Raw genomic sequence first — 24,112 nt, 5'->3', positions numbered from 1 at the left:
GGTCCGGGCGTCGGTCCGGCGGCCGGGGTCCGGCGCAGGGCTCAGGCGCCCGGGACGCCCTGGGGGAAGTAGAGACGGGGCTGGGCGGCCGCCCAGCGGCTGCGCTGGTCGGCCATCACGCCGCCGACCAGGTAGACGTGGTGGATCACCTGCTCGGAGATGGCTTCGGCGTCACCGCCGCGCACCACGTCGAGCAGGATCCGGTGCGACTCCGCGATGTCCTGCACGCCCAGCGTCGGACCGACCATGTTGAGCCACAGTCGGAAAAGCACGTGCTGCTCGTCCCAGGCCTTCATGATCCGGGGCAGGCCGCACGGCGCGCAGAGGGTGCGGTGGAACCGGTAGTCCAGGTCGGCGATCCGGCGGGTGTCACCGGCCGCGGATGCCTCGTGCATCTGAGAGATCAGATCCTCGAGGTCGGAGACGTCGGACGGTTGCAGCCGTGGTGACGCCTGCTGGTAGGCCAGGGTCTCCAGCACGGTACGGACCATGTGCAGTTCATGAACGTCGTCCTCGGTCAACTGGACGACGCGGGTGGTACGCGCGGACTCCTCGACGAGCAGGCCGTCCCGCTTGAGCAGCCAGATGGCCTCGCGCAGTGGTGCACGGCTGACGCCGAGTCGCCGGGCCAGTGACTCTTCCACGATCCGGGTGCCCGGCGGCAGTGTGCCGTCCAGAATCGCCGTCCGCAGCACGTCGTAGGTCGACTCGCTGAGCACGACCTTCTGGGGCACGCGCAGCGCGGCGACGGACGATGCGGATTCGGCCGAGTTGACCATGCGACAACCTTCCGGAGGGGGCCCGGACTCGATGAAGTCCGGCGACTTATCGTCGACGGTGTACGGTAGACGGAAACGTAGCCGTAACATGAATGACCCGTCAAGAGGCCCGGCGCAGGCTGTTTCTGGACGCGAATCCCCTGGTAGACGCAGTGTGAGCGGGTGAGCGACACCGAGCCACGCCCAAGTCCGGCACGCCGCCGCGACGCGCACGAGCCGCCATCCCGCAGACACTCGGCGGCGTCAAGTGTGCGGGGTCGACAGCCGAGCGGGCGCTGCTCATTCCGGTCGATGGCGCTGGTCGCACTTCGCGACGCCGACACCGAACCGGAGTCTGCCGATCAACCGAAGCCCGTGGTCCGACGTTCTCGGTCACCGACGGCGGGCATGGCACGATACCCGTGTCCTGCGCCGCCAGTGGCCGGGCACGACGCTGATGGAGTCGGGATGTCAGAACTGGCCGGCACCCCGGTGCCGGGCTTGACGAAGCTGTGGACCCACGATCCGGTCACCGCCGGCCCGTATCGCCTGGTCGGCCGGCTGGGCGCGGGTGGACAGGGGGTCGTCTATCTCGGTGAGGACGACGCCGGTGACCGGGTCGCGGTCAAGATGATCAACGTCGATCTGAGCGATCCACGGGCGCGGTCGCAGTTCGTGAAGGAGATCGCCGCCGCACGCCGGGTCGCTCCGTTCTGCACCGCGCAGGTTCTCTTCGCCGAACTGGACGGCGAGCAGCCCTATGTGGTCAGTGAGTTCATCGAGGGTCCCACCCTGCACCGACACGTCCGAGAGCACGGCCCGGTGACCGGTAACGCCCTGCACCGGCTCGCGGTCGGCACGGTCACCGCGCTCGCCGCGATCCACGGTGCCGGCGTGGTGCACTGCGATCTGAAGCCGGACAATGTCGTGCTCGGCAAGGACGGTCCTCGGGTGATCGACTTCGGCATCGCACGCGCGTTGGGAGTCACCGAGACCGCGTCCAGCCGAGTCATGGGGACCACCGCGTACATGGCGCCGGAGCGGTTCCGCAACGACGCGGTCGGTCCGCCCTGCGACGTCTTCGCCTGGGCGGCCACGATCGCCTTCGCTGCCGGCGGTCAGCCGCCGTTCGGCAACGATTCGCTCTTCGCGGTGATGCACCGAGTGCTGCACGACCCACCCGAGCTGCCCACGTTTCCGGCCGCGCTGGAGGAGCTGATTCGGGAGTGCCTGGCCAAGGATCCGGCGGATCGGCCGGATGCCGAACGTGTGCTGGTGCGGCTGCTCCGACAGGACGCCACAATCACCACACCACTACGTCGGGAGAACCTGCTCGAGGTCGGCAACGAGACAGCGGGCGCGCCGACACCGAACCACCCGCTCCCCCACATCACGCCGACGACACCGCAGCCACGCCCGACGTTGCCGCAGACTCCGACCCAGCCGACGGTGCCGGCCCAGGCCCGGCCGTCGCAGCCGGCACACCTTCCGGTGCGGGAGCCCGGCGTCGGTGCCGAGCCTGAGGGCGCGTTACGGCGGCTGCGTCACGAGGCTTCGGACGCCTGGGGCATCTCGACCGCACTCTTCCTCGGTGCGGTGGGCGCCGCCGCCGGCTACATCGCGTCGAGCGCGATCGGTCCGGCCGCCGCGGCCGGGGCGGTCACCTTCGTCGTGGTCTACCTGGTGCGGCTACTCGTCGCCGTGGCGGTCGGGGGACGGTCCGACCACGGGTGACTCGCTACGGTGTGGGGTGCCTGGGAGGCCGGCTGGCGCCGGATCGATAGGTTGACTGCCACCAGCCGCATGCTGAGGAGGACGTCCCGATGACCCCATCCGCTACGCGTACGCGGCAGTGGTTGCCCTACACCGCCGCCTTCACTGCCGGGCTGGTGGTCATCGTCGGGGCGTTCGTGTTCGTGCAACAGCGCGAGGCGGGCGACGACGGACCCCGTACCGACTGCGACATTGCCCTCCAGGTCAACTCCTCCACGGAGAAGGCGGCGCTGCTGGTCGACCTGGCCGAGCGCTACAACCGCAGCACCCGGTCGGTCGACGGCGGTTGCGCCCAGGTGCACGTCAGCGCGTTGAACTCGGGGAAGGCCACCGAGGCGCTGGCCACCGGATGGGCTGACACCGGCCTGCCGCAACCGCAGGTCTGGCTGCCGACGTCGAGTCTGTGGACCGGTCAGCTCCGGCTGCTCGACCAGGCCGCCGGGCGGGCACCGCAGACACCGGACCGCTACCCGTCGATCGCCAACAGCCCGCTGGTGATCGCGATGCCGCAGCCCAAGGCCGAGCTGGTACGCCAGCGCGGGCCGCTGGGTTGGGGAGAGATCCTGGGCCTGTCCGGGCGGGACGGGTGGGCGGGCTTCGGCAAGCCGGAATGGGGCCGGTTCACGTTCGGCAAGGACAACCCGAACCTGTCCACCTCCGGGCTGGCGGCGACCATCGCCACCTACTACGCGGCGGTGCAACGGTCCAGCGACCTGACCCGATCCGACCTGGCCAAACCCGCTGTCACCCAGTTCGTGCGGCGGATCGAGGCCAACGTGGCGCACTACAGCGACGACTCGGTGGACCTGCTGCGCAGCCTCGCCGAGGCGGACCTGGCAGGCCGTACGGACGACATGAGTGCCATCGTCCTGCAGGAGGAACTGGTGGACCTCTACAACACGGGTGCGTTGAGCCCTCGGCAGGACGGGCAGGAGCGGGGCCGCCGTCCGAACGTCCCACTGGTCGCCGTCCACCCCAAGGAGGGCACGTTCAACCTGGACCATCCATTCGTGGTGCTGCCCTCCGCCGATGAGCGGCAGCGCGCGGCAGCAGCCGACTTCCATGCCTTTCTGACCGAGGACGCCCAGCAGGAGAGCTTCACCCGCCTCGGTTTCCGGGACCACGAACGCCGCGCCTCGGCGGAGCTGCTTGCCAGCGTCGGCGACGAGCCGACCGGCGGGCTGACGTACTTCGAGCCCCCGGACCCGCAGGTGGTCGGTGCGATGTTGGACGGTTGGCGCACCCTCCGCAAGAAGGCCAACATCCTGATCGCCCTGGACACGTCGGGGTCGATGCAGGCCATGATCGGCACGCGTACCCGTTTCCAGGTCGCCTCGGCGGCGGCGGGCAAGGGCCTCGCGTTGCTCAACAGCGAAGACCGGGTGGGGCTCTGGTCTTTCTCCTCGGAGACCTCGAAACGGCCGCAGAGCCCCTACCGCGAGGAGGTTCCGCTCGGCGCGTTCGACCAGAAGCGGCTCACCCGCAAGATCGACGACTTGCACGTCGAGGGCGGCACCGCGCTCTACGCGACGGTCCGGGCCGCCCACCGGGAGCTGCTCGACCGGTACGACCCGCAGCGGATCAACGCGATCGTCGTGCTGACCGACGGCAAGAACGAGTACACCAAGGACAACGACCTGGCCCGCCTGCTCGACGAGGTCGCCCTGGATCCGCAGCGTCCGGTGAAGGTGTTCTGCATCGCCTTCGACCGGGAGTCGGACTTCGCCACCCTGGACAAGATCGCCAAGGCATCGTCGGGCAAGGCCTACGACGCCACCGATCCCGCCACGATCGACGAGGCGTTCGTGAAGCTGGTCAGCAGCTTCTGACGTACTCCCTGGCCCGCACCGGGCCGGTGCGACCGTGACGCGGATCGGGCCTCGCCAAGGCCGACACGCCGACCTCGCCTTTGCCTTTGCGGCCGTGGGTCGTGAGCAGCTCGCCGTGGTGGACGTTTGCGCCGTCGTCGTGGGCGCGGTGTCGGCGTCACGCCAGGAAGCCGTTGATCGCCGTGGTGGCGTTGCGCGGACCGTCCTCTTCGCTGATCCTTGCGCCGATCGCTTGAGCGCGGGATGCGTAGCGGGGATCGTCAGCCAGTTCCCGGAGTCGTCGCGTCAGTGTGACCTCGGTGAGCGACTTCAGGGGCAGCGGCCGGGGGCCGGCGCCGATGGCGGGCACGCGGTGTGCCCAGAAGAACTGGTCGGCGAAGCTGGGCAGGACGAGTGACGGTTTGCCATGGGTCAGGACCTGGGCGAGGGTGCCTGCCCCACCGTGATGCACGACTGCCGCGACCTGACGGAGGATCTGGTCGTAGTCGAGTTGGTCGACCACGTGAAGGGAATGGGGATCATCGGTGTGGTCGAGCCCTGCGACGCCGCGCTGCAGGATGATCCGTAGTCCCGCAGCGCGAGCGGCAGAAACCATGATCCGACTGGTCCTTTCCGGGTTCGGCACCGGCGTCGAGCCGAGTGTGACCAGCACCGGCGGAGCACCGTCTGCCAGGAACCGACGGGTTGCGGAGTCCAGCGGGACGCCTTCTCGGGCGGCGGTCCGTAGGTAGCCGGTGGTCACCACGTCGGCCGGCCAGTCTGCGGGGCGCGGCAGGACCTGCGGGCTCACGCCGACGACCACTCCAGCTCGTCGGCGCCGGAGGGTCAGGGCCTGCCGGGTGGAGATCGGCGGACGGTTGAGGATGTCGCCGCCGAGCCGGTTCATGATCCTTCCGGTCAGACCCCACGCGAGCCAGCCGTCGGCGGAGTACGAAAGCCGGTTGGCGACGGGCCCCAGCGTGTGGCCGATACGATGCCCGAGGGCGCAGGGGAACGCGCGGGTCGGAACTGCGGGCACATGGTGCACTTGGATGACGGGCAGCCGCAGCCGGTCGGCCACGTCGAGGGCGGGGAACGTCATCGGGTGGCAGAGCACCGCGTCCGCGTCTCTTGCGGCGGCGAGCGTGACTCGGTAGACGCGCTCGAACTGCGGTGCCAGCGCCGACATCAGTCGTGCTATCGCCAGTGGGTCGTAGTTTCTTCGTAGGGCCGCGCGAGCTGCGGGCAGGCCGAGGAGCTCTCGGCTGTCGTCCATGTCGATCAGCCGCAGGCCGACACCCGTGTTCCGGCCGAGGCTGCCGAACTCGCTCTGGGTGACCAGCCGGACTTCGTGTCCTGCTTCGACGAGCGCCTGCCCGAGTGCGACGAAGGGAGCCACATCTCCCCGTGACCCGAGTGTCACCAATACCAATATCATCGTCCGGCTCTCTGCTTGACTCGCAACCGGTTTCCACGTTACGACTTCCACCCTCTCATCCGGCAACAACCGGCCCACCACTCTTCTTTTGATGGAATTTCCACAGCCCGTCACCCGCCAATTGTGCGAACCCGGTCTTATCGTCCGAAACCGGCGGCGAGGAAGGAGGCATACGGACGGCTCGCGGATACACTCGGCGCTAGTGACTGAAAGTCAGTCGGACGCTGCAAGGGCAATCTCCGGTCGGATGTTTCCTACCTGTTTCTTCGACCCAGATTGGTGGACTGAGGTGCGGCAAATCCCACTCTCGGATCTCGACTTGACGCCCGGACACATTCATGAGTGGCGGTTGCGTGCACCGGAAACGCTCGACCCCGTCACCCTTGGCACGAAAGCTGCCTCCTTCAATCAAGAGAAGCACTTCATGGCAGCGGTCTCCGCCCGCCGGGAGCACGCTTCCGAGGACTACTGGGTAGCGATGACCTTCCAGATTCCCGGTCAGGTCGACCTGACCACGCTGGAGGCTGCCCTGCACCGCTTCGTCGAACGCCACGAGGTTCTGCGGTGCGGCTTCGAGCACCTGGTCGGCGGCCTGCGGTGCGACGTCATGTCACCGGCTGACATCGTGTTGGAGCACACCGACGTGGGCGAGAGGACAGCGGCTGCCGCGCTCAGCCACCTGGAGACGACGTTCAACGAGACGATCAACACCCTGACGTGGCCGCTCTTCCGCATGGGTGTCGTGGTCGGCGGTGATCACTCCACCGTCTTCCTGGCGTTCGATCACATCGTGTGTGACGGGATATCCCTCACGGTCGCGGTCGACGACATTCAGCGGTCGTACGCTGCCCTCGCCGCAGGTGAACAGCTCCCTACCGAGCCCGCAGGCAGCTATCTGGATTTCGCCGAGTCACAACGAGGGCGATATTCCGGGATAGCAGCGGATGGTCCGGAGTTGGCGTACTGGAGATCCTTCATCGACGAGTCCGGCGGACTGTTTCCCCCGATCCCCCTTGACCTAGGCGTCGAGCCTGGTCGCATGTATCCGGCCCGAAACCTCACGGTCCGTCTGCTGGACGACGAGGATGCGACGGCGTTCGAGCACCTGTGCGCACAACACGGCGGAAAGCTCTTCATGGGACTTCTGGCGGCGGTGGGAATCGCATTACGACGGGTGTCCGGCGCGACGACGTACCACGGTTTTCTGCCGATCAGCGAACGGCGCGACCCCCGGTGGCGCGAGTCTTTCGGCTGGTTCGTCAACACCATGCCGATCACCTTCCCGATCTCAGAATCGCTCTCCTTCCCGGAGATACTCGACTCCGTACGCACCGGTTTCCACTCCTTGATCAGGCATGTGGACGTGCCATTCGTCAAGGCGTGGGAGTTACTCGCACCGCAGTACTACCATCTGCGCACATGGCCGTTTCCGGTCAACTTCTTCTCTTTCATCGACTACCGGAAGATGCCGAACGCGTCCGAGTACGACGTCTGGCGACCCACCACGATCCCACAGGCGTCCCACACCAACACCGGCAACATGTGGTTCTATCGAAACTCCTCCGGCATCCATCTGAACCGGATCATCGCGGATACGCCACAGTGCCGACAGGCCATGTCCGACTATCAGCATGCCATCGCCGACACGCTCGCGGAACTGACGGAAACGGCCTGACCGCCCACCGGGCAACGGCGGTCGACCGGATGACTCTCATCGCGGACATCTGCTGACCTCGCCATCTCCGACCCCTCCCCCGTCACCGCCGGGTGGCCTCGACACCCGTGGTGGTGGAGAAGGACAGCGGGCCGCCGACCTCGACCAGCGCCGTCCACCGAAACGGTCGGCGACGCTACAACATCTCCAGCGGCTGCGGTTCGGCCGGCGGCGGGAACGCCGTGTCGAGTGCCGCCACGTCCTCCTCGCTCAGTCGCAGGTCGCGCGCTTCCGCGTTCTCCCGGGTGTGTGCGGGCTTGGACGACCGAGGGATGGCCGCGACCCTCGCCTGCCGCAACAGCCAGGCCAGCGCCACCTGAGCGGGGGTGACCCCGTGCCGGGCGGCGGTCTCGGCGACTTGAGGGTGGCCGAGTAGTCGGCCCTGCTCGATCGGCGAGTACGCCATCACCGGGATGTGGTGCTCACGTAGCCACGGCAGCAGGTCGTACTCGGGACCGCGCCGGGTGAGGTTGTACAGGATCTGGTTGGTCGCGCAGGCGCTGCCACCTGCTTCGAAGAGCTCCGTCATGTCGGAGAGATCGAAGTTGCTCACGCCCCACTGCCCGATGTCGCCGGCGTCGACGAGTTCGGCGAACGCCTCGATCGTCTCCGCGAGTGGATTCGTGCCACGCCAGTGCAGCAGGTAGAGGTCGATGTGGTCGACGCCGAGTCGTTGCATGCTACGGCGGCAGGCCTGCACGGTACCCCGTCGGCTGGCGTGGGACGGAAGCACCTTGTCGACCAGGAAGACGTCGGCGCGTCGTCCGACGATCGCCTCGCCGACGAGTTCCTCGGCGGCGCCGTCACCGTACATCTCGGCAGTGTCGATCATTGTCATGCCCAGGTCGAGCCCGGTGCGTAGGGCGGCTATCTCGTCCTGTCGCCTCTCGGGGTGCTCGCCCAGGTACCAGGTGCCCTGGCCGAGCACGGGCATCGTCTGGCCGGACGGCAACTCGATCGCGTCGGCAGCGAGGGTCATGTCGTGACCTTCCCGGAGCATGGGTACCAGTGGGTTGCCTGCGTTACCCGCTGCGGCAGGCAGCACACCTCGTGGCGCGGACCTTCTCCGCTGTGCAGAGGGCGCAGGGGGACGCACTTGCGGCCTCGACTGACGTTCGCTGGTCCGTTTGCCCATGCCCGCACCGGGAAGGCGACGACGTTCGATCGATGCGCCGCCGAGGGGCGGTGCCGCGAAGGGAGGGCCGCAGAGATGGCGCAGGGTCAGCAGCCACTGGCTGGCAAGCGGGTCGCGTGCCTCGCCGCCGATGGGGTGGAGGATGTGGAGTACGCCCAGTCCCGGGCCGCCGCGGAGCAGGCCGGGGCCGAGGTCCACCTGATCTCGTTGCAGTCCGGCGAGATCCAGTCGATGAACCAGGACATCGATCCGGCCAACCGCTATCGGGTGGACCGGACCGTGGACGAGGCCGATCCGGCCGACTACGACGCCCTGTTGCTGCCGGGCGGGACGGTCAACCCCGACCGGCTCCGGATGAGCCCACCGGCGATGGACTTCGTCCGGGCGTTCTTCCAGCAACAGAAGCCGGTGGCAGCGATCTGCCACGGACCCTGGTCGTTGGTCGAGACCGGAATGGTCAACGGCCGGACCGTCACCTCGTTTCCCAGCCTGCGCACCGACATCCGCAACGCCGGCGGGACCTGGGTGGATAAGCAGGTCCAGGTCGACAGCGGACTGGTCACCAGCCGCAATCCCAGCGACCTTCCGGCCTTCTGCGCCACGATGGTCGAGCAGTTCGCCCAAGGCGAAGACGTCCGCCACATGGCGACGGCCTGACCCGGTGGGGCTCAGGGTCGAGAGAGCCAGGCCGGACCTGAGCCCTGCGGCGGTCACCCGCCGGCCGGTGTGCCACCGCTTGGCCGGGGCGCGGCTGGTCGACGCAGATCCCCACACCCATCATGGCCATCGCGGCCACGGCATCGTGTCGAGCAGCGGCACCGGATCGCCGCCGTACCACGCAGCGGCCGATGAGCGGCGTGAGGTGGTTTCCGAGGGGTATCCCCCGCCCCTACGGGTCGTGCCCCGGACCGTCGTCGAATGCTCGGCCGGGGTACGACCGGATGCGGAGGCTACCGGTGACGCGACCAGCAACCGGAGAGGCAATCAAGACCAGGCAGGACGAGGTCCAACGGCGGGGACGCGGGCTCGGCTGGGTGAGTCTGGGTTTGGGCGTGGCTCAGCTGGCGGCGCCGGAGACGGTGCGCCGGATCAGCGGCGTGGACGACTCCTCGACGTCCCGGGCGGTGGTGCGGCTGGTCGGGGCGCGGGAGCTGGTACACGCGGCCGGGCTCCTGACGAGCCGGCGAAAGGGAATCTGGGCGTGGACGCGGGTCATGGGCGATGCGATGGACCTGGCCGCGCTCGGAATTGCCATCGCTCACCGCGACGGGCGCCGCCGGCGCCGCCTCATCGGTGTCACGGGCGCGATAGTCGGAATCACGGTGGTCGACCTGCTGACAGCCGCGCAGGCGACCCGGTCGTCAGGGCGGCCGGCACGGGGCTCGCGCGAAGGAGGATTCATGGAGCTGACAGCCACGACGACCATCCGCAAACCTCCGCCGGAGGTCTACGCGTACTGGCGCGACCTCGACAACCTCCCGACGTTCATGGCCCACCTGGAGGAGATCCGCACCACCGGTGACCGTACGAGCCATTGGTCCGCCAGTGCGCCGTTCGGCAAGAACGTCCAGTGGGACGCGGAGATCGTCGACGAGGTGGCCGGTGAGAAGATCGCGTGGCGGTCGACCGGCGACGCCGACGTGCCGAACTCCGGCACGGTCCGGTTCATGCCCGCCCCGGACGGTGTCAGCACCGAGGTGCACATCGTCATGTCGTACGACATCCCGGGCGGCGCGGTCGGCAAGGCGGTGGCCAGGTACTTCGGCGAGGAGCCACACCAGCAGCTCGACGACGACCTGCGCCGACTCAAGCAGGCCCTGGAGACCGGCCAGGTGGTCCGATCCGAGGGCGCCCCGTGGGGCAAGCGGGCCCGCAAGGAGTTCCCGCAGCGTCCGGCGCAACCGCCGTCGGATTCCGACCTCGCGAAGGGAGCGGACGCGTGAGGGCGAACACCTGGGTGGGCCGAAACAAGGTGAAGGTCCGTGACGTACCGGATCCCAGGCTCCTGAACGAGCGCGACGCCATCGTACGGATCACCTCCACCGCGATCTGTGGCTCCGACCTGCATCTGGTCGATGGTTACGTGCCCACGATGCAGAACGGCGACGTCATGGGGCACGAGTTCATGGGCGAAGTGATCGAGGTCGGCCGGGGCGTCGACCCCGCTCGGCTGCGCGTCGGGGACCGGGTCGTCGTTCCCTTCCCGATCGCCTGCGGCGCGTGCGGCGCCTGCGCCGCCGAGCTGTACTCCTGCTGCGAGAATTCCAACCCGAATGCCGGGATCGCGGAGAAGATGTTCGGTCACCCCGTCGCCGGGATCTTCGGCTACTCGCATCTGACCGGCGGATTCGCCGGCGGTCAGGCACAGTACGCGCGGGTGCCGTTCGCCGACGTCGGTCCACTGAAGATCGAGTCCGATCTGACCGACGAGCAGGTGCTGTTCCTCTCGGACATCCTGCCCACCGGCTACATGGGTGCCGAGATGTGTGACATCCAGCCCACCGACGTGGTGGCGGTGTGGGGTGCCGGCCCGGTCGGCCAGTTCGCCATGGACAGCGCCCGGGTGCTCGGCGCCGCGAAGGTCATCGCCATCGACAAGGAGCCGTACCGGCTACAGATGGCCGAGCGGGCGGGCCACACGACGATCAATTTCGACGAGGTCGACGTGCGGTCGCGGCTGTTGGAACTGACCGGCGGGCGGGGACCGGACAAGTGCATCGACGCGGTCGGCATGGAGGCCAGCCACGGTGCCGCGCACGTCCACGCCTACGACCGGGTCAAGCAGGCAGTCCGTGCGGAGACCGAGCGCCCGCACGCGCTGCGGCAGGCGATCACGTCGTGCCGCAGCGGCGGCATCGTGTCGGTGATCGGCGTGTACGGCGGCTTCCTCGACAAGTTCCCCGCCGGCGCCTGGATGAATCGGGCGCTGACCCTGCGCACCGGTCAGTGCCACGTGCAGCGCTACATGAAGCCGCTGCTGGAGCGCATCGAACGCGGCCAGCTCGATCCGGCCCGGGTCATCACCCACACCCTGCCGCTCGACGAGGCGGAACGCGGCTTCGAGATCTTCAAGAACAAGCAGGACAACTGCGAGAAGGTCGTCCTCAAACCCTGACCACGAGCCGCGTCCGGGCACCACGGCCTGTCCCGTGGTGCCCAGACGCGCGTCTGCGCGGAGGCGGCCGGAGCACGGCGCGCGTCAGGGTCGGGGGTGGCTATGCGGGGTGTGCGCGGGTGAGTGTGGCGTAGACGATGATGTTGTCGCGGTAACTGTCGCGTTCGGTGTCGAACGGGCCGCCGCAGGTGATCAGCCGCAGTGCGGCGTGGTCCACGGGTCCGTAGACGGCTTCGGTGGGGAAGTCGTCCTTGGGGTGCCGTTGGTTCTTGGTGACGGTGAACGTGGCTCGGCTGCCGTCTTCGCGGTCGACGGTGAGGGTGGCGCCCGGCACGAGGTCTGCGAGGTCGTGGAAGCTGCCGTCGTGGCCTCTCCAGTCGACGTGGCCGGCGAGTACGGCGGGCCCGAGGGCGCCGGGAGTGGGTGCCCGGGTGTACCAGCCGACGTCGGTGGCGCTGTCGGGCACCTGCATGGTGCCGTCAGCTTGCAGGCCGAGCGGCACGGTCGGGGCGCTGACCTTCAGCGACGGGATGGACACCCGGGTTGGTGGTGAGCTGGGCATCAGTGGACCGGTGGTGAGTTCGTCGCGCTGACCGCCGGATGAGGCGGGGGTGTCGGCGGTCGGCGGCGGGACATCGGTGGATTGACCGCCGGACGCGCAGGCGCCGGCGCCGAGGGCGGCGATCGCGGTGACGATGGCGGCGACCGCCGGAGACGTGCGTTTCCGGCGGCCACTGCCACGTGTCGCGGGTCGGGTGATGGTCATCGTGTCTGCCGGGTCAGCGCTGCCGGGCCAGGCGGCGACGCGTCACGGCCACGCCGGTCAGGCCGAGTAGCGCCATACCGCCGGCCGTGTACAGGCCGAGGGCTCCGGTGCTGAGGCCGGTGCTGCCGTCGCCGGTGGCGACGCCGCCGGCGGGCACGGAACCGGCGGCGGCCCCGCTGACCATGCCGCAGGTGGCCGGGTCGGTGGCCTCGGCCGGGATGCCGTCGACTCCGACCGATTTGGCGAAGGTCGACTCGCCGAGGGCCTCCATGTCGTACTTGCCGTTGCCGTTGGCGTCGATGCCGTGCTGCACGATGTGCAGGTCCTTGAGGTGCTCGATGGTCCCGGCGGGCAGTTCCGCCGCCGGGATGGTGCGTTCGTAGGTCAGGTTGCCGTCGGCGTCGGCGGTGGGCATGCGGTCCACGGCCAGGCCGCTGGCCTTGGTCGTGTCTCCGGTGGTGGTGAGGGAGATGAAGATGTCTCCGTACATCTTCAGGCCCTCCTCGGTGCTGACGTACCCGTTGCCGTCGGCGTCGGCGGACTTGTCGGGGCAGTGGAAGTCCATGCCGTTGGCCGCGCCGTGGATGTGCTGCGCGTGTGGCGAGTTCGGTGTCATGCCCTGCGATCTGATCTGGACCTTCAGGTCGCCGCCGCTGGTGGCGGTCAGCGTCGCGGTGCCGGTGGCGCCGGTTTCGTTGAGGTCCAGCAGCTTCACCTGGACGCTTTCGTCGGCATACGCCGTCCCGGGGAAGGCGAGGATCAGTGCCACCGTGGGCAGGGCGAGCAGGCTACGGGACAGTCTCACGGCAGATCTCCTATCAGGTGGTCCCGGAGGCGGCACCGGGATGTCGTCGGCGGGTATTCGATGCGACGCGAGGGTCGGATGGGTCCGATCCCGCCCGGCATTCACGCGGAGCGGCGGAAGCTGCCGGACAGGACGCGGTAGACGGATTCGCTGTCGGTCCAGGTGGCGTCGGGGGTTGTCCAGGTCAGTGCGTACGCCTGTCCTGGGTCGGTGCCGTTGACGAGCAGCCGGCGGGCGTGTTGCCGCTGGCCGTCGGGGCTGTCCCAGGTGTATTCCCACTCGGCGGCGCCGCCGGGCCGGATCAGCGGGCCGATGCTGATCTTCAGGTAGCCGGGCAGCGCGCCGGCCTCGGTCAGGCGGTCGGCCTCGGCGCTCCAGTGATCGCTCGGGATCGTCCGTCTCCGCACCGTGAGGTCCACGGCCAGCAGTCGGTCCTGGTGTGGATCCTGGAGGCAGACGACGTCACCGTCGGTGAAGCGGAGCCACCCTGGTGGCACCGCGATGCCGAAGCCCTCCTCGTCGGCGTGCCACGACCAGTCCGGCGGCACGGAACGGTCGCCGCGTGCGGACGCATCCTCGGACACCACGCGAGGTGGTTGCTGAGGTGGGGCCAGACACGCTGCCGCCGGGATCGTGCTCGCCGAGGTGCCGACCGGTGGCTGCCCGCCGCCGACGGGTGTGCCGCCGCCGGTTCCGGTGACGGCACCGTGGAAGCCGTCGAGGGTGCGCTGCGCACCGACCACGGCCAGGCCGCTACCCGCCGCCAGGGCCGCGACCGCGGCCACGAGGGTCATCGCGCTGCGCAGGCCCGTCCGACCGTCGGCCGTGGCGAGTGCTCGCAGCCGCGCCGCCGGTGTCCTTCGGTCGGCCGGAGTGTCGCTCGCGGGTGGCACCTGCGTCGTGTCGCCGGACCCGGTGTCGGCACCAAGTACCCGGGTGCGGTCGGCCGGCCACGTGGTGGGCAGGGTGCGGGTCGCGTCGTGGGCGGCGTCCGGCAGCCCCCGCTGGCGGCCAGGGTCACCGGCGGGTGCGACGCCTCTCGCGTGCGGGTACGACGGCGCCACCATCGGCCCAGTGATCTTCCGCAACCTGCGGGTCACCTCGGCGGCACCCATCCGCTGGCGTACGTCCCGTTCGAGTAGTCCCTCGATGACCCGCGCGAGCGGTCCGGCCCGCTGCATCCGGTCCGGCGGATCGGTGGCCAGCGCCATCAGCGTCTGCACCAGCCCGGATCGGCGGTAGGGCGGGCGGCCCTCCACGGCGGCGTACAGGGTCGCTCCGAGCGCCCACAGGTCCGCCCCCGGCGAGGAGACGCCGTCGCGGACCCGCTCCGGTGCCACGTACTGCGGCGAGGTGGTGATCCCCCACGACTGGCTGACCGCCGCCTCGCCCTCGATCACCGCGGACCCGAAGCCTCCCAGCAGGGCCCGCCCGTCGCGGGCGATGAGCACGTTGCGGGGGGTGACGTCGCGGTGCAGCACCCCCGCCCGATGCGCGGCGCCCAACGCCCCCACCAACTCGATGCCGATCCGCGCCACGGCGTCGACCGGCAGCGGCCCGTCGTCGGTGAGCACCCGATGCAGGGATCGTGAGGGTACGTGCTGCATCACGATCCACGGCCGGTCCTCGACCGTGATCACGTCGTAGACCCACACCACGTTCGGGTGCACCAACTGGGCCGCCGCCTGCGCCTCCCGCAGGGTCCGCTCCCGCAGCTCCGCACCCTCCCGCTCGGTCAGCCCGACGCGGAACAGCACCTCCTTGACCGCGACGTCGCGGTCCAACAACTCGTCCCGGGCCAGCCACAACCGGCCCGCGACACCCCGGCTGATGCATCGGATCAGCCGGTACCGCCCGATAAGCTGCGCATCCTCCATCACGAGACGTCTTCGTAGCCGGTGGCCAGCCGGATGGGTGTCGAGGTCACGTCGAGCCCATCAGGAAGAATGTGGCGGAGAGTGACCCTGCCGCGACCGATGGTGCGGCATGTGGTGGCGACCCATCCGATCGGGCATGCCGCCTCGAACAAGACGGGAGCGGTATGCGCGCACGGAGAGGGGACAGACGATGGCGGAATCGGGCCCTGAACGGGTTCGGCGATGGCGACCGGTGTCGGTGACTCCGCCACAAGCCCCGAGCGTGGAAGACCTGCTGCGACAGGTCGGGCGAGGCGACGAGACGGCCTTCGCCCACTTGTTCGACGCGGTGGCGGGCAGAGTTCTCGGCCTGGCCCGCCGCATCCTGCGCGACCCGCAGCTCGCCGAGGAGGTCGCGCAGGAGGTCATGGTGCAGGTGTGGCGTACCGCAGCCCGCTTCGACGCCGAACGGGGATCCGGGCTGGCCTGGGTGTTGACGCTGACGCACCGGCGGGCGGTGGACCGGGTCCGTTCGGAGCAGGCGCTGGCCGACCGGACGCAGCGCGTCGCGGCGACCGACGTGGAGGTGCCACACGACCAGGTGGCCGAGGCGGTCAGCGCCCGGCTGGACCGGGAACAGGTCCGCCGGTGCCTGGGGCGGTTGACCGACCTGCAGCGCGAGGCGGTGACGCTGGCCTACTACGGCGGCTACACCTACCGGGAGGTCGCGGAGCGGCTGGACACACCACTACCCACGGTGAAGACACGCATGCGGGACGGACTGATCCGGATGCGCGACTGCCTCGGCGTCACGATGGGAGAGCGGGCATGAACAGCGACATCCACACCCTCGCCGGCGCGTACGCCCTCGATGCCGTCGACGAGGTGGAACGGGCCGGGTTCGAGCGGCACCTCAGCGAATGCGACACCTGCCGCCTGGAGGTGGCCGAACTGCGGGAGACCGCCGCCCGACTCGCCGACGACACACCCGACGGCACGGCGCTGCCCGCAGGACTCAGAGAGCGGACCCTGGCGCAGGTGGCCCGGACTCCGCAGGAACGCGTCACCGCCGTCGAGAGCCGCCGCACCGCGTCGACGCCGCGATGGCGGCAGTGGGTCGCCGCCGCCTCGATTGCCGCCGTCGCAGCGACCGGCGCGAGCATCGTCACCTGGACGGTCGTCGACGACCGCGATCGGCAGGAACAGCCGGTCGACGACCGTACCCGCCAGATCGCCGAGGTGGTCGCTGCCGGCGACGCGCGTGTCCACCAGGAGGCCGTCGACGGCGGCGGCAGCGCCACCGTGGTGTCGTCCGCGCAGCGAGACCAGGCAGTTGCCGTGCTGCGGGAGCTACCCGATCCGGGTGCCGGCCGGGCCTATCAACTGTGGCTGATCCCGTCGGCCGGAGCACCGCGTGAGGTCGGCCTGCTCCCCGCCGGAAGCACGGCCACGACCACCCTCGTCGGCCCGCTGACCGACGTCGCGGCGTTCGGCGTGTCCAACGAGCCCGCATCCGGCTCGCCCGCACCGACAGACGTCGTCGTCCAGGTGGCGCTGCGGTGATCGGGGCGGCACTGGCCTGAGACTCCGTGGACGAGCCGGCAGGAAGAAATTGGCGTTCGGCGGCCATCCGCTCGGCGTCGGGCTCCGAAGCACCGGTGAACGCACCACCAACCCCGGATGTGAGGAGCTCATATGTCTCGGCGTACGTTCGTCGCCGTCGGCGCGATCGCCGTTCTTGCCCTGTCCGCCTGCGGTGACGGCGACAGCGGTACCGACACCGCCGACACCGGCACCGCCCCGAGCATGTCGGCCAGTGCCCCCATGGCGTCACCGTCGGCGGCGGCGGCGCAGTTCGGTCCCGGCTGCGCCGCCGTGCCCACCGACACGGCGAACCCGGGCAGCTTCGAGGCCATGGCCAAGGTGCCGGTCGCGACCGCCGCCTCGGGTAACCCTCTGTTGTCGACGCTGGTGACCGCAGTGGACAAGGCCAACCTGGTCGACTCGCTCAACAGTGCGCAGGGCATCACGGTGTTCGCGCCGACCAACGACGCGTTCGGCAAGATCCCCAAGGCCGACCTGGACAAGGTCCTCGCCGACGACGCGACCCTGAAGGACGTGCTGACGTACCACGTGGTGGAAGGTCAGTTGTCCCCGGACACCATCGCCGGCACACACGAGACCATGCAGGGCGGAGAGATCACGGTGACCGGCAGCGGCACCTCGTTCACCGTCAACGACACCTCGACGGTGGTCTGCGGCAACGTCTCCACCGCCAACGCCACCGTGTACATCGTCGACACCGTCCTGATGCCGACGAGCTGACGATGTCCACACAGACCGGGCCCCGACCGGTGGACCGCCGGTCGGGGCCGCGCCCCAGACCCCACCGGTGGCATCCCCGCGCCGTCCTGGTCGGCGTGCTGGCCGCCGCCGTCGCACTGGGCGTCGCCCGGCTGGCCGCCGCGTTCCTCGGCCCGGCCTCCGATCCGGTGCTGGCCGTCGGCGCCACCGCCGTCGACACCGCCCCCCAACCCGTCAAGGCCTGGGCGATCCGCACCTTCGGCACCGCCGACAAGCTCGTCCTTCTGACTGGTGTCTACACCGTGCTGACCGCCGCGGCGGCGGCGATCGGGGTGGCGGCGTTCCAGAGGCGCCGCTACGGCCTGCTCGGACTGGCCGCGTTCACCGGCATCGGCGTCACCGCGATCCTCACCCGCCCCACCGCCACCGCACTGGACACCCTGCCGACACTCGGCGGCGCGGCCGTCGCCGCCGCCGCGATGCTGTTGCTGCTCCGCACCGCCACGACCAGTTCCCCCGGCACCGTCGGACGACCCCGGCTGCTCAACCGCCGTCAGTTCCTCGCCACAGCCGCCGGCACCACCGCGACCGCGGCCGGCGCGGCCACCGCCGGGACGACGCTCGCCGCCCGCAACGCCGCCGGCAGCCGCTCCCGCGCCACCGTCGTCCTTCCCGCACCGATCCAGCCCGCGGCGAGGCTGCCCGCCGACACGTCCGCCGGGGTGAACGGCGTGGCACCGTTCATCACCGCGAACCGGGACTTCTATCGCGTCGACACCGCCCTCGCCGTCCCGCAAGTCGACGTCGACCGCTGGCGGTTGACCCTGGACGGCGCCGTCGATCGGCCTCGGACGTGGCGTTTCGACGAGCTGCTGGCCCGGGGACTGATGGAACGTGACTTGACCCTCAACTGCGTCTCCAACGAGGTCGGTGGTCCCTACATCGGTACCGCCCGCTGGAGCGGAGTGCCGCTGGCTCCCCTGCTCCGGGAGGCCGGCATCCGACCCGGCCAGGACCAACTCGTCAGCCGGTCCGTCGACGGCATGACCATCGGCACCCCACTCGTGGCGATCCTCGACGGCCGCGACGCCATGCTCGCCGTCGCCATGAACGGCGAACCTCTCCCCCTGGAGAACGGATTCCCGGTACGCATGCTCGTCCCCGGCCTCTACGGCTATGTCGGCGCCTGCAAGTGGCTCACCGCGATGACCGTCACCACGTTCGACGCCTTCGACACGTACTGGGTCGAACGCGGCTGGGCACACGACGCACCGGTCAAGACCGCCTCCCGCATCGACACCCCCAAACCCTTCGCCCGACGCCCCGCCGGACCGGTCATGATCGCCGGGGTCGCCTGGGCCCAACGTCGCGGCATCACCGCCGTGCAGGTGCAGGTCGACGACGGGCCGTGGCAGGCCGCACGCCTCGCCGCAGGACCGTCACCGGACCTGTGGCGGCAATGGGCGTACCGCTGGCCAGCCACACCCGGTAGTCACACCATCCGCGTCCGCGCATCCGACAGCACCGGCGCCACCCAGCCGGAGCGACGCAGGACGCCATACCCCGACGGCGCCACAGGCTGGCACAGCATCAGCGTCACCATCACCTGAAACCCGCCGACCCGCTTACCGAGTTCCCGGGCACCGTCAACAGAATGGGCGCGAGCTACCGCAGTCGTTCATGCGCGGTCTTCCACGGCCCGTAACGCTGCGGCAGGTCCCGCCACGGGGCCTTCGGCGGCGTGCACCGGGCCGATGTCGGCGGACGCCGCTCGGTCGATCCGCTGTTGGGGGACGCCCACACCCGCTGCCCCCGCCACAACACCGGCCGGTGCGCGCCAAACTGCCGCGAGATCCTCGACGACGGGCGCAATGGCCGGACGCAGCGCGTGCACCTGCGGGTCGCAGTCGCCCCTCGCGGGCGAACGGGCGGACCGCGTCCTGTCGACGGTGCGCGGCGGTGAGTGACGTTCGCCGCGATGCCGACTGACCGTTGGTGCGCGGGGGGCCGAGTGGATAGCTTCGAGCCCTCAGGGTGAGCGACGGGCGGAGGCTGGATGACGCATGGCAACGCTGAGTATCGCTACGCGAACACGGCGATACTGTCGGTTACGGCTTTGGAGGCGCCGGTCATCGTCACCTCTGATCAGTTCGATGAGCAGCTGAGCGAGACCTTCCGGCGGCTGAGACTGCGCCCAGGGATGCTTCAGCGGATCGCCGGGGTGCAGGAGCGGCGCTGGTGGCCGGAGGGCTACGGATTCGCCGAGGCGGCGGCGACAGCCGGGGCCAAGGCGCTGTCCGAGGCGGGTGTCGACGCGCGTGACGTCGGCCTGTTGATCAACACGTCGGTGTCCCGCGCACATCTGGAGCCATCGACGGCGGTCTCGATCCATCACGCTCTGGACCTGCCGCCGTCGGCCTTGAACTTCGACATCGCCAACGCCTGCCTCGGATTCGTCAACGGGATCCAGGTCGCTGCCAACATGATCGACGCCGGGCAGATCCGGTACGCGCTGGTCGTGGCCGGCGAGAGTTCCCGCGAGGCCCAACAGGTGACCATCGAGCGGTTACGGAGATCCGACTCCACCCGCGACGACGTCCGGGAGCAGTTCGCCACGTTGACCCTCGGTTCGGGCGCGGCCGCGATGGTGTTGGCCGCCGCTGGCAGCCATCAACAGGAGCACCGGCTGATCGGCGGTGTGAGCAGGGCTGCCACCCAGCATCACGAGCTGTGCGTCGGGGACAACACGCGGATGCGCACCGATGCGAAGGGGCTCCTCGACGCGGGTGTGGACCTCGCGGAGGCGACCTGGGCACATGCCGGGTCGTGGGACTGGCAGGACATGGACCTCTACGTCATGCATCAGGTTTCGGCAGCCCACACGCATGGCGTCGTCAGGCGGCTCGGCCTTGACCCGCGGCGGGTCCCGGCGACGTTCCCGCTGTGGGGAAACGTCGGCCCGGCGTCGCTACCGATGACCCTGGCCCACCACGCCGGATCGCTCCACTCCGGTGACCGGGTGCTGTGCATGGGGGTCGGCTCCGGCCTGAACACGTGCGCGCTGGAGGTCGTGTGGTGAGCAGTCGACGGGCAGCGCCGCCGCTCGGGTTACCCGGTCTGGACAGTGCCTGGTCCCGGTGGGTCACTGCGACGGACAGTCAGGGCGTGCAGCGCACCTGGCATGTCCTGGACACCGCCGCTACGGACTCGGGTAGCGAGATCCCGCCCATCGGCACGCTGCTGTGCGTGCACGGCAATCCCACCTGGTCATACCTGTGGCGGCACCTGCTGGCCCGGTTCCAACGGGCTGACGCTCCGTCATGGCGGGTGGTCGCCGTGGACCACCTGGACATGGGGTTCTCGGAGCGGACTGGCACCGTACGCGGGCTGGCGCAGCGGATCGACGACCTCACCACGGTCACCGACGCGCTCGGCATCACCGGGCCGGTCGTCACAGTCGGGCACGACTGGGGCGGGTCCATCTCGTTGGGTTGGGCGCTGCGTCACCGTGATCAGCTACGTGGTGTCGTGCTGACCAACACCGCGGTGCACCAGCCGAGTGGGTCGCCGGCGCCCGCCCTGATTCGCCTGGCCCGGCTGCCCGGCGTGTTGCCGGCGGTGACCGTGCGGACGCAGACGTTCCTGCAGGCCACCCTCGCATTGGCGAACCCGTGGCTGCCGAAGCCTGTCCGAGAGGGCTATCTCGCTCCGTACCGCGGGGTGGAGCGACGGGCGGCGATCGGCGGCTTCGTCGCGGACATCCCACTCGGTCCCGAGCACCCGAGCTGGCGGGCACTGCAAGGAGTCGCGCAGCGTCTGCACACGCTGGCGGGGATACCGACACTGCTGCTGTGGGGACCACGCGACCCGGTCTTCGGCGAGGTGCACCTGCGCGACCTGCGCGACCGGCTGCCGCATGCACAGGTACACCGATTCGAAGGCGCGGGTCACCTGCTCACCGAGGACGCCGATGTCGCCGGTGCGGTCGTGCAGTGGCTGGGCGACCTGGACCGCCGGCCTGCCGAGCCGATCGCGACGCCGGAACCGGCGGTGCCGTGCCGCCCGCTGTGGGCGGCACTGGCAGAGCGTGCCGAGGACCGGTCGGTCGCTCTGGTCGAGCTGGCGAACAACGGCCGGCAGATAAGCTGGTCCTTGCTGTGGCGACGCATTCGGGAGATCGCGGCCGGGTTGTCCGCCTCCGGCGTGCGTCGCGGCGATCGGGTGGCACTGCTCGTACCGCCCGGCGCCGATCTGACCGCCGCCGTCTACGCGTGCCTTCGCATCGGTGCGGTGATCGTGGTGGCCGATCCGGGGCTGGGACTGGGCGGCATGAGCCGAGCGCTGCGCAGCGCGGACCCCTCGCACCTCGTGGCCGTCGGCCCCGGACTCGCTCTCGCCCGCGCCCTGCGCTGGCCCGGAAGGCCACTCGGGGCCGGACCTGGCGCCGCCGTGCTGGGCGCGCTCACCCTGGGCAAGCTCGCCCGCCTCGGTGCCGATGTCCGGGACCTGCCGGCCGCGCCAGAGCCGGACGACGACGCGGCCGTGCTGTTCACGTCCGGTTCTACCGGGCCGGCGAAGGGTGTGGTCTACACCCACCGCCAGCTTGCCGCGATGCGTGACGCGCTGTTCGGCCTTGGCGTGAACGCCGACGCCGGAATCGTGGCGGCTTTCGCGCCGTTCGCACTCTTCGGGCCGGCTCTCGGTGCCCCGTCGGCGATTCCGGACATGAGGGTCACCGCCCCACGGACGTTGACCGCCGCCGCTCTGGCCGAGGCGGTGGCCGCAGTCGACGCGACGGCGGTGTTCGCCTCACCGGCCGCGCTACGCAACGTGGTCGACACCGGCGACGTGGTGGACGATCGCCAGCGCGCCGCGTTGGAGGAGGTGACGTTGCTGCTGAGCGCGGGCGCGCCGGTGCCCGCCGCGCTGCTCACACAGATGCGGGCCTTGATGCCCAAGGCCCAGCCGCACACGCCCTACGGGATGACCGAGGTCCTCCCGGTCACCGACATCACCCTGGACGAGATCGTCGATGCCGAGCCGGGTGACGGTGTGTGCGTCGGCCGGCCGTTGCCGGGCGTTCAGGTGGCGATCGCGGCCCTGGACTCGACCGGTACGCCTTCCGAGCACGCCGGTTGCGCTCCTGGGCTGACCGGCGAGATCCTCGTCAGGGCCGGGCATGTGAAGGATCGGTACGACGGGCTCTGGCTGACCGAGCGGGACAGCTCCCGCAATCCCGGCTGGCACCGCACGGGCGACGTGGGCTACCTGGATCCCGAAGGCCGGCTGTGGGTGCAGGGTCGGCTGGCCCACATCCTGCTCACCTCCGACGGCGTGCTCGCCCCGGTCGGGATCGAGCAGCAGGTCGAATCGGTGCCGCAGATCGCGCGGGCCGCAGTGGTCGGTGTGGGGCCGCCCGGTGTGGCGAAGGTCGTGGTCATCGCCGAGACTCTGCCCGGGACCCGCCATGCCCGACTGGCGAGCCGGGAACTGACCGACGCGGTACGTGCCGCGGCCGTGCCGCCGGTCGCGGCCGTGTTGGTGGTCCCGTCCCTGCCCACCGACATCCGCCACAACTCGAAGATCGACCGCACGCGGCTACGGGGCTGGGCGGAACGAGTGCTCGCCGGCGGAAGGGTCACCGGGCTGTGAGAATCCTGGTCACCGGTGCCAGCGGCATGCTCGGCGGCACCACTGCCACCGCGTTGCGGATGCGCGGCGACGAGGTGCGCGTCCTGCAACGTCGACCCAGCGGCCTGGTCGGGGTCGACGAGCGCTGCGGCGACATCACCGATCCAGAGGCCGTACGGGCGGCCACGGAGGGGGTCGACGCCGTGGTCCACCTGGCCGCGAAGGTGTCGATGACCGGCCCGTGGCGACAGTTCGAGCACATCAACATCAGTGGTACCGCCACCGTGCTCGCCGCCGCCCGGGCAGCCGGAGTGACGCGATTCGTGTACGTGTCCTCGCCGTCGGTCGCTCATCATGGCACCGGTCTGGTCGGCGTCGACGCCGGCGCAGCCGACCCCGAGCGGGCCCGGGGAAACTACGCCCGCAGCAAGGCCTCGGCGGAGTTGCTCGCGCTGGCCGCCGACTCGCCCGACTTCGCCGTGGTCGCGGTCCGCCCCCACCTGGTCTGGGGACCGGGTGACACCCAGTTGGTGGGCCGCATCGTCGAGCGGGCCCGGGCCGGCCGGCTGGCGCTGGTCGGTCAGGGAACCGCAATGATCGACACGACGTACGTGGACAACGCCGTCGACGCCCTCGTCGCCGCACTCGACCGGGTGCCCGAGGCGGACGTACACGGGCGGGCCTTCGTCGTGACCAACGGCGAGCCACGGACGGTGCACGAACTCGTCGAGCGGATCTGCGTCGCCGCCGGGACGACGCCACCGAGACTTCGGGTGCCGGTGGCGGCAGCCAAGGCCGGCGGCTCCGCAGTGGAGTGGCTGTGGTCGGCGCTTGGGCGCACCGACGAACCGCCCATGACCCGGTTTCTGGCCGAGCAGTTGTCCACCGCACACTGGTTCGACCAACGCCGGACCCGCGAGGCACTGCGCTGGTCACCGCAGGTGACGCTCGATGAAGGCTTCGTTCGGCTGGCTGCGGCGTACCGGTAGGTTTCCTCCCTCGGGGCCAC

At 70.0% G+C, this 24,112-nt stretch carries 19 protein-coding genes; 13 read left to right on the top strand and 6 right to left on the bottom strand.

All coding sequences use genetic code 11. The features are described 5' to 3' along the window. Positions 1 to 41: 41 nt before the first annotated feature. Positions 42 to 779: a GntR family transcriptional regulator gene (locus tag ACIBMZ_RS23355; protein ID WP_396697115.1), complete on the bottom strand. Its 738-nt coding sequence runs from the start codon at positions 777 to 779 to the stop codon at positions 42 to 44. A gap of 447 nt (positions 780 to 1,226) precedes the next feature. Between ACIBMZ_RS23355 and ACIBMZ_RS23350 the strand changes: the two genes are divergently transcribed. Both ACIBMZ_RS23350 and ACIBMZ_RS23345 read left to right on the top strand, forming a co-directional pair. Next, positions 1,227 to 2,492: a serine/threonine-protein kinase gene (locus ACIBMZ_RS23350; RefSeq protein ID WP_396697113.1), complete on the top strand. Its 1,266-nt coding sequence runs from the start codon at positions 1,227 to 1,229 to the stop codon at positions 2,490 to 2,492. An 89-nt stretch (positions 2,493 to 2,581) separates the two neighbouring features. Continuing rightward, positions 2,582 to 4,360, top strand: coding sequence for a substrate-binding domain-containing protein (locus tag ACIBMZ_RS23345; RefSeq protein WP_396697110.1), 1,779 nt, complete (start codon positions 2,582 to 2,584; stop codon positions 4,358 to 4,360). Positions 4,361 to 4,517: 157 nt separating this feature from the next. Here the strand turns inward: ACIBMZ_RS23345 and ACIBMZ_RS23340 are convergent, their stop codons facing one another. Beyond that, positions 4,518 to 5,777 carry a glycosyltransferase gene (locus tag ACIBMZ_RS23340; RefSeq protein WP_396697109.1) on the bottom strand — a complete coding sequence of 420 codons (1,260 nt, stop codon included), beginning with the start codon at positions 5,775 to 5,777 and terminating at the stop codon, positions 4,518 to 4,520. 202 nt (positions 5,778 to 5,979) lie between these two features. Here ACIBMZ_RS23340 and ACIBMZ_RS23335 point away from each other — a divergent pair, with 202 nt between their 5' ends. Continuing rightward, entirely contained in the window at positions 5,980 to 7,452 is a 1,473-nt protein-coding gene (locus ACIBMZ_RS23335; protein WP_396697107.1) for a condensation domain-containing protein, read from the top strand. 175 nt (positions 7,453 to 7,627) lie between these two features. Here ACIBMZ_RS23335 and ACIBMZ_RS23330 read toward each other — a convergent pair whose 3' ends face one another. Beyond that, the gene (locus tag ACIBMZ_RS23330) at positions 7,628 to 8,470 is read right to left on the bottom strand and encodes an aldo/keto reductase (RefSeq protein ID WP_396697105.1); all 843 of its coding nucleotides are present in this window, start codon (positions 8,468 to 8,470) and stop codon (positions 7,628 to 7,630) included. A gap of 231 nt (positions 8,471 to 8,701) precedes the next feature. Here ACIBMZ_RS23330 and ACIBMZ_RS23325 point away from each other — a divergent pair, with 231 nt between their 5' ends. The 3 genes from ACIBMZ_RS23325 (at position 8,702) to ACIBMZ_RS23315 (ending at position 11,741) form a co-directional block, all read left to right on the top strand. After that, positions 8,702 to 9,283, top strand: coding sequence for a type 1 glutamine amidotransferase domain-containing protein (locus ACIBMZ_RS23325; RefSeq protein ID WP_396697103.1), 582 nt, complete (start codon positions 8,702 to 8,704; stop codon positions 9,281 to 9,283). Positions 9,284 to 10,026: 743 nt separating this feature from the next. Further along, the gene (locus ACIBMZ_RS23320; RefSeq protein WP_396697101.1) at positions 10,027 to 10,569 is read left to right on the top strand and encodes an SRPBCC family protein; all 543 of its coding nucleotides are present in this window, start codon (positions 10,027 to 10,029) and stop codon (positions 10,567 to 10,569) included. Continuing rightward, complete coding sequence (locus tag ACIBMZ_RS23315; protein ID WP_396697099.1) at positions 10,566 to 11,741, top strand: zinc-dependent alcohol dehydrogenase; 1,176 nt, start codon at positions 10,566 to 10,568, stop codon at positions 11,739 to 11,741. The genes ACIBMZ_RS23320 and ACIBMZ_RS23315 overlap by 4 nt, the downstream gene beginning before the upstream one ends. A gap of 100 nt (positions 11,742 to 11,841) precedes the next feature. Here ACIBMZ_RS23315 and ACIBMZ_RS23310 read toward each other — a convergent pair whose 3' ends face one another. From ACIBMZ_RS23310 to ACIBMZ_RS23300, 3 genes are all read right to left on the bottom strand, one after another. Then, positions 11,842 to 12,507 (bottom strand): class F sortase, encoded by a 666-nt coding sequence (locus ACIBMZ_RS23310; RefSeq protein ID WP_396697097.1) that lies wholly within the window; start codon positions 12,505 to 12,507, stop codon positions 11,842 to 11,844. Between the two features lie 13 nt (positions 12,508 to 12,520). Further along, a complete protein-coding gene (locus tag ACIBMZ_RS23305; protein ID WP_396697095.1) occupies positions 12,521 to 13,312 on the bottom strand; it encodes a hypothetical protein in 792 nt (263 codons plus the stop codon). A 101-nt stretch (positions 13,313 to 13,413) separates the two neighbouring features. Beyond that, positions 13,414 to 15,189, bottom strand: coding sequence for a serine/threonine-protein kinase (locus ACIBMZ_RS23300; RefSeq protein ID WP_396697093.1), 1,776 nt, complete (start codon positions 15,187 to 15,189; stop codon positions 13,414 to 13,416). 190 nt (positions 15,190 to 15,379) lie between these two features. On the opposite strand from ACIBMZ_RS23300, the gene sigK reads away from it, so the two are divergent. The 7 genes from sigK (at position 15,380) to ACIBMZ_RS23265 (ending at position 24,092) form a co-directional block, all read left to right on the top strand. Then, a complete protein-coding gene (sigK, locus tag ACIBMZ_RS23295; RefSeq protein WP_396697091.1) occupies positions 15,380 to 16,000 on the top strand; it encodes an ECF RNA polymerase sigma factor SigK in 621 nt (206 codons plus the stop codon). Next, a complete protein-coding gene (locus ACIBMZ_RS23290; protein ID WP_396697089.1) occupies positions 15,997 to 16,731 on the top strand; it encodes an anti-sigma factor domain-containing protein in 735 nt (244 codons plus the stop codon). Before sigK ends, ACIBMZ_RS23290 begins: the two co-directional genes overlap by 4 nt. A gap of 132 nt (positions 16,732 to 16,863) precedes the next feature. Further along, a complete protein-coding gene (locus ACIBMZ_RS23285) occupies positions 16,864 to 17,493 on the top strand; it encodes a fasciclin domain-containing protein (RefSeq protein WP_396697087.1) in 630 nt (209 codons plus the stop codon). A gap of 2 nt (positions 17,494 to 17,495) precedes the next feature. Further along, positions 17,496 to 19,082 carry a molybdopterin-dependent oxidoreductase gene (locus tag ACIBMZ_RS23280; protein ID WP_396697085.1) on the top strand — a complete coding sequence of 529 codons (1,587 nt, stop codon included), beginning with the start codon at positions 17,496 to 17,498 and terminating at the stop codon, positions 19,080 to 19,082. Between the two features lie 446 nt (positions 19,083 to 19,528). Further along, positions 19,529 to 20,551 (top strand): 3-oxoacyl-ACP synthase III, encoded by a 1,023-nt coding sequence (locus ACIBMZ_RS23275; protein ID WP_396697084.1) that lies wholly within the window; start codon positions 19,529 to 19,531, stop codon positions 20,549 to 20,551. Positions 20,552 to 20,637: 86 nt separating this feature from the next. Then, a complete protein-coding gene (locus ACIBMZ_RS23270) occupies positions 20,638 to 23,124 on the top strand; it encodes an alpha/beta fold hydrolase (protein WP_396697082.1) in 2,487 nt (828 codons plus the stop codon). Next, on the top strand, positions 23,121 to 24,092 hold the full coding sequence (locus tag ACIBMZ_RS23265; RefSeq protein ID WP_396697080.1) for an NAD-dependent epimerase/dehydratase family protein: 972 nt from the start codon (positions 23,121 to 23,123) through the stop codon (positions 24,090 to 24,092). Before ACIBMZ_RS23270 ends, ACIBMZ_RS23265 begins: the two co-directional genes overlap by 4 nt. The last annotated feature ends 20 nt before the right edge of the window (positions 24,093 to 24,112 follow it).

Origin of the sequence: Micromonospora sp. NPDC049900, from assembly GCF_044461025.1 — a bacterium.
Lineage (GTDB): Bacteria > Actinomycetota > Actinomycetes > Mycobacteriales > Micromonosporaceae > Micromonospora.
Note: the sequence above shows the minus strand (reverse complement) of the source record. Positions and strands in the feature narration are given on the sequence as shown.

Bases quoted from the DNA above. Each gene is read 5' to 3' on its own strand.
- sigK (WP_396697091.1), top strand. From the start codon at position 15,380: ATGGCGGAATCGGGCCCTGAACGGGTTCGGCGATGGCGACCGGTGTCG.
- ACIBMZ_RS23310 (WP_396697097.1), bottom strand. From the start codon at position 12,507: ATGACCATCACCCGACCCGCGACACGTGGCAGTGGCCGCCGGAAACGC.
- ACIBMZ_RS23350 (WP_396697113.1), top strand. From the start codon at position 1,227: ATGTCAGAACTGGCCGGCACCCCGGTGCCGGGCTTGACGAAGCTGTGG.
- ACIBMZ_RS23275 (WP_396697084.1), top strand. From the start codon at position 19,529: ATGACGCATGGCAACGCTGAGTATCGCTACGCGAACACGGCGATACTG.
- ACIBMZ_RS23290 (WP_396697089.1), top strand. From the start codon at position 15,997: ATGAACAGCGACATCCACACCCTCGCCGGCGCGTACGCCCTCGATGCC.
- ACIBMZ_RS23325 (WP_396697103.1), top strand. From the start codon at position 8,702: ATGGCGCAGGGTCAGCAGCCACTGGCTGGCAAGCGGGTCGCGTGCCTC.
- ACIBMZ_RS23320 (WP_396697101.1), top strand. From the start codon at position 10,027: ATGGAGCTGACAGCCACGACGACCATCCGCAAACCTCCGCCGGAGGTC.
- ACIBMZ_RS23285 (WP_396697087.1), top strand. From the start codon at position 16,864: ATGTCTCGGCGTACGTTCGTCGCCGTCGGCGCGATCGCCGTTCTTGCC.
- ACIBMZ_RS23300 (WP_396697093.1), bottom strand. From the start codon at position 15,189: ATGGAGGATGCGCAGCTTATCGGGCGGTACCGGCTGATCCGATGCATC.
- ACIBMZ_RS23330 (WP_396697105.1), bottom strand. From the start codon at position 8,470: ATGACCCTCGCTGCCGACGCGATCGAGTTGCCGTCCGGCCAGACGATG.
- ACIBMZ_RS23280 (WP_396697085.1), top strand. From the start codon at position 17,496: ATGTCCACACAGACCGGGCCCCGACCGGTGGACCGCCGGTCGGGGCCG.
- ACIBMZ_RS23355 (WP_396697115.1), bottom strand. From the start codon at position 779: ATGGTCAACTCGGCCGAATCCGCATCGTCCGTCGCCGCGCTGCGCGTG.
- ACIBMZ_RS23340 (WP_396697109.1), bottom strand. From the start codon at position 5,777: ATGATATTGGTATTGGTGACACTCGGGTCACGGGGAGATGTGGCTCCC.
- ACIBMZ_RS23345 (WP_396697110.1), top strand. From the start codon at position 2,582: ATGACCCCATCCGCTACGCGTACGCGGCAGTGGTTGCCCTACACCGCC.